Below are 2,966 nucleotides of genomic sequence, written 5' to 3'. Positions count from 1 at the left end.
CACCGTGCAGATCAGCCTGCCGCGCCCCCGCGGCCTGCACGACCTGCCCGAGGCCGAGGTCGCCGCCCGCGCCAAACGCCTGGCCCAGGCGGCCTTGATCAGCGCCTTCGAGTCGCTGAGAGACGCCTAGCCTTCGGTATCGATGGACGCCTGCATGGCCGGCGAGTACCGCGGGCCGGAAACCGTCTGTGGGTTCACCAGAGCCTCGACCCTGGCCATCATTTCAGCCGACAGCGTGATGGCCGCCGCGCCCGCGTTCTCCACCATGTGGCCCGGGTTGGTGGTTCCTGGGATCGGGACAATGCTCTCGTCCTTGGCCAGCAGCCAGGCCAGGCACAGTTGGGCCGGGGTGCAGCCGGCCTCCCCCGCCAAGCCGGAAAAGCCCTCGAAGAGTTTCAAGTTGGCCGCGAAGGCCTCGCCCTGGAATCGGGGCATGCCCAGACGCATGTCGCCCTCCTGGAAGGCGGTCGGGTCCGAAACGCCGCCGGCCAGGAAGCCGCGGCCCACGGGGCTGAAGGCGACGAAGGTGACTCCCAGGTCCTTGCAGGCCTGGAGCACTGCGATCTCCGGATTGCGCGTCCAGGGCGAATATTCCGTCTGCAGGGCGGTGATCGGGTGGACGCCGTGGGCGCGGCGCAGGGTGTCAGCCGACACCTCCGACAGGCCGATGGTCTTGATCTTCCCCTCGGCCACCAGCTCGGACAGGGCGCCGACGCTGTCCTCGATCGGAACGCGCTTGTCCCAACGGTGCAGGTAATAGAGGTCGATGACATCGGTCCCCAAGCGCTTCAGGCTGCCCTCGCAGGTGGCCTTCAACACATCCGGGTGACCGTTCAGTTCGCGCTTGTCGCCATTGGTCAGCCCGCACTTCGACGACAGGACGTAGTCGTTGCGCCGGTCGCCCAGCACCTCGCCGATCAAGGTCTCGTTGTGGCCTACGCCATAGACCGCGGCGGTGTCGAGGAAGGTGTAGCCGGCGTCCAACGCGCCCTTGAGCACCCGTTCGGCCTGTTCGCGCGGGGCCGGAGGACCGTAGCCGTGGGAGAGGCTCATGCAGCCCAGGCCGATGGCAGAGACCTCGAACGGTCCAAGCTTGCGGGTCTGCATGGGGCGGCTCCTCAAAGACGGCGCGCGACAGTGCGCGCGAGCCTTGTGGAGCCGGCGGGATCAGTTCGTCAATCGCAGCCGGAAGGCTTTACGGATTGACGTTGAGCTTGATCCGGATGCGGCCGGCCTGGGCCATGGAGTCCGGCACGTGGATATTGGCGGCGAGCTTCAGCGCGGTGGCGGCGTCCGGATTGGTGGCCGGGTCGGCGTCGATCACGGTGCAGGCGGTCAGGGCCGGACCATTGACCAGGCACTCGACAATATAGGCGTTGGCGGCAAGGGCCGGGGCCGCCTCGGAGGTCGCCCCGGAGGGGCCCGACGGGGCGGAAATGGCGGCCATCAAGGCCAGGACGGAAAGCAACATGTGACCTCAGCAATTCATAGAGGTTAATCAAATGTGAAGAGCGACCCAATGCAAGTGTTTCATTTCGGCGTCTTCCCGATCCTCCGCCGCAACCGCCATGCCGCAGGCGCATCGTCCCGCTCAGGCGCCAACCATTTGGGCGGCGGCGCCCGCTCCCGCCGCACCGCACCATTTCAATGGTGCGACGCATCATAAGCATTTGATGGCCGCCGAATCCGCTGGCTAAGTCGCTCTCAGGCGAGGCGCTTGGGCCATTTTAGAAGCTCAAGCCTCCGCCTGAGGAACGTCGGGAGGCGGTTGAACCCCAACCCCTTTCGGAGACGACCAACATGATGAAACTGATGACCCTGGCCGCCCTGGCCACCCTCGCCCTGGCTCCGGCCGCCCAAGCTCAGGAAGGCGTCCGCGTCTCCCTGGTCGGCAAATCCAGCGCCCAAATCCATGCCGACATCGTCGCGGCCGCCAAGAAGGTGTGCGCCAAGGCGGTGACCGGCGAGAGTCTGCTCCTCGACGCCTATGGCCGCTGCATGAAGGGCTCGGTCAGCTCGGCGCTAGGACAGTTGGGAAGCGCCGACGTCGCCCGGCTGGAAGCCATGCGGCTGGCCCAGCGCTAAACCAAACTCCCAGATCTGAACGGGAAGGGTCGGCCAGCCGCCGGCCCTTTTCTTTGGACCTCAGGGCGTCGGAGGATAGGGCGTGCCGTCGCGGTGCTTGTAGCCGGGCTCAGGGCCCGCGATCATGTCGATGTCGGGATAGGTGCAGGTGTCCTGCGGGTCGGCGTTGCCGATCTCGAGCACCTTGGCCGGCCGGTCGGTTCTGTTGATCAGGTGATGGCCATCGGCGACGCCCCGCTTGAAGGCCGCGCAGTCCCCCGCACGCAGGATCTCTTCGCCGGCGTCTGTGACCAGGGTCAGCTCACCCTCCACGACCCAGATGAACTCGTCCTCAAGGGTGTGCCAATGGCGCTGGCTGGACCAGGCGCCGGGCTCGATCACCGTGAGATTCACCCCAAACGAGGTGAGACCGCTGTCGCGCGCCAGCCTCTGGTAGCTCTGGCCGTTGCACGGCCGGTCAAAGGGCTCGGGGTAGCTGCTGCCGCGGGCGATGGGGATGGCCGTCAGGTCAATCTTGGGCATCAGCGGTCGCCAATTCTGACGCAACCCAAGTAATCGCAAGTTTAGAATTATGCCGATTTCCACCCGCCGCAAGGGTCCAGATGCAAAAAACCCCGCGCGAGCGGGGCTTTAAGAGATCTTGGGTGCGGGGACAGGATTTGAACCTGTGACCTTCAGGTTATGAGCCTGACGAGCTACCGGGCTGCTCCACCCCGCGGCAAAGCTAGAAATCGTGATTGAAGGGTTATTGGACATATCCGTTTGGTAGACCTGGCGGCGACCTACTCTCCCGTGCCTTAAGACAAAGTACCATCGGCCCAGAGAGGCTTAACGACCGAGTTCGGAATGGGATCGGGTGGGGACCTCTCGGCAAAACCACC

General features: G+C 65.3%; 4 protein-coding genes, 1 tRNA gene and 1 rRNA gene. 1 reads left to right on the top strand and 5 read right to left on the bottom strand.

All coding sequences use genetic code 11. The features are described from left to right. Window positions 1-126 precede the first annotated feature (126 nt). The gene (locus tag AAC997_RS18120) at window positions 127-1,107 is read right to left on the bottom strand and encodes an aldo/keto reductase (protein ID WP_340647104.1); all 981 of its coding nucleotides are present in this window, start codon (window positions 1,105-1,107) and stop codon (window positions 127-129) included. Between the two features lie 88 nt (window positions 1,108-1,195). Further along, window positions 1,196-1,471: a hypothetical protein gene (locus AAC997_RS18115; RefSeq protein WP_340647103.1), complete on the bottom strand. Its 276-nt coding sequence runs from the start codon at window positions 1,469-1,471 to the stop codon at window positions 1,196-1,198. A 329-nt stretch (window positions 1,472-1,800) separates the two neighbouring features. Between AAC997_RS18115 and AAC997_RS18110 the strand changes: the two genes are divergently transcribed. Next, entirely contained in the window at window positions 1,801-2,085 is a 285-nt protein-coding gene (locus tag AAC997_RS18110; protein WP_340647102.1) for a hypothetical protein, read from the top strand. Between the two features lie 60 nt (window positions 2,086-2,145). On the opposite strand, the gene AAC997_RS18105 is transcribed toward AAC997_RS18110, so the two are convergent. From AAC997_RS18105 to rrf, 3 genes are all read right to left on the bottom strand, one after another. After that, window positions 2,146-2,607 carry a cupin domain-containing protein gene (locus tag AAC997_RS18105; RefSeq protein ID WP_340647101.1) on the bottom strand — a complete coding sequence of 154 codons (462 nt, stop codon included), beginning with the start codon at window positions 2,605-2,607 and terminating at the stop codon, window positions 2,146-2,148. A 119-nt stretch (window positions 2,608-2,726) separates the two neighbouring features. Further along, window positions 2,727-2,803 (bottom strand) — tRNA-Met (locus AAC997_RS18100). A gap of 51 nt (window positions 2,804-2,854) precedes the next feature. After that, window positions 2,855-2,966: ribosomal RNA gene (gene rrf, locus AAC997_RS18095) — 5S ribosomal RNA — on the bottom strand; the annotation flags it as partial.

It is taken from the genome of Phenylobacterium sp., assembly GCF_037968635.1.
GTDB lineage: Bacteria > Pseudomonadota > Alphaproteobacteria > Caulobacterales > Caulobacteraceae > Phenylobacterium.
Note: the sequence above shows the minus strand (reverse complement) of the source record. Positions and strands in the feature narration are given on the sequence as shown.

Coding starts and splice junctions, on each gene's coding strand:
- AAC997_RS18120 (WP_340647104.1), bottom strand. CDS start 1,107: ATGCAGACCCGCAAGCTTGGACCGTTCGAGGTCTCTGCCATCGGCCTG.
- AAC997_RS18115 (WP_340647103.1), bottom strand. CDS start 1,471: ATGTTGCTTTCCGTCCTGGCCTTGATGGCCGCCATTTCCGCCCCGTCG.
- AAC997_RS18110 (WP_340647102.1), top strand. CDS start 1,801: ATGATGAAACTGATGACCCTGGCCGCCCTGGCCACCCTCGCCCTGGCT.
- AAC997_RS18105 (WP_340647101.1), bottom strand. CDS start 2,607: ATGCCCAAGATTGACCTGACGGCCATCCCCATCGCCCGCGGCAGCAGC.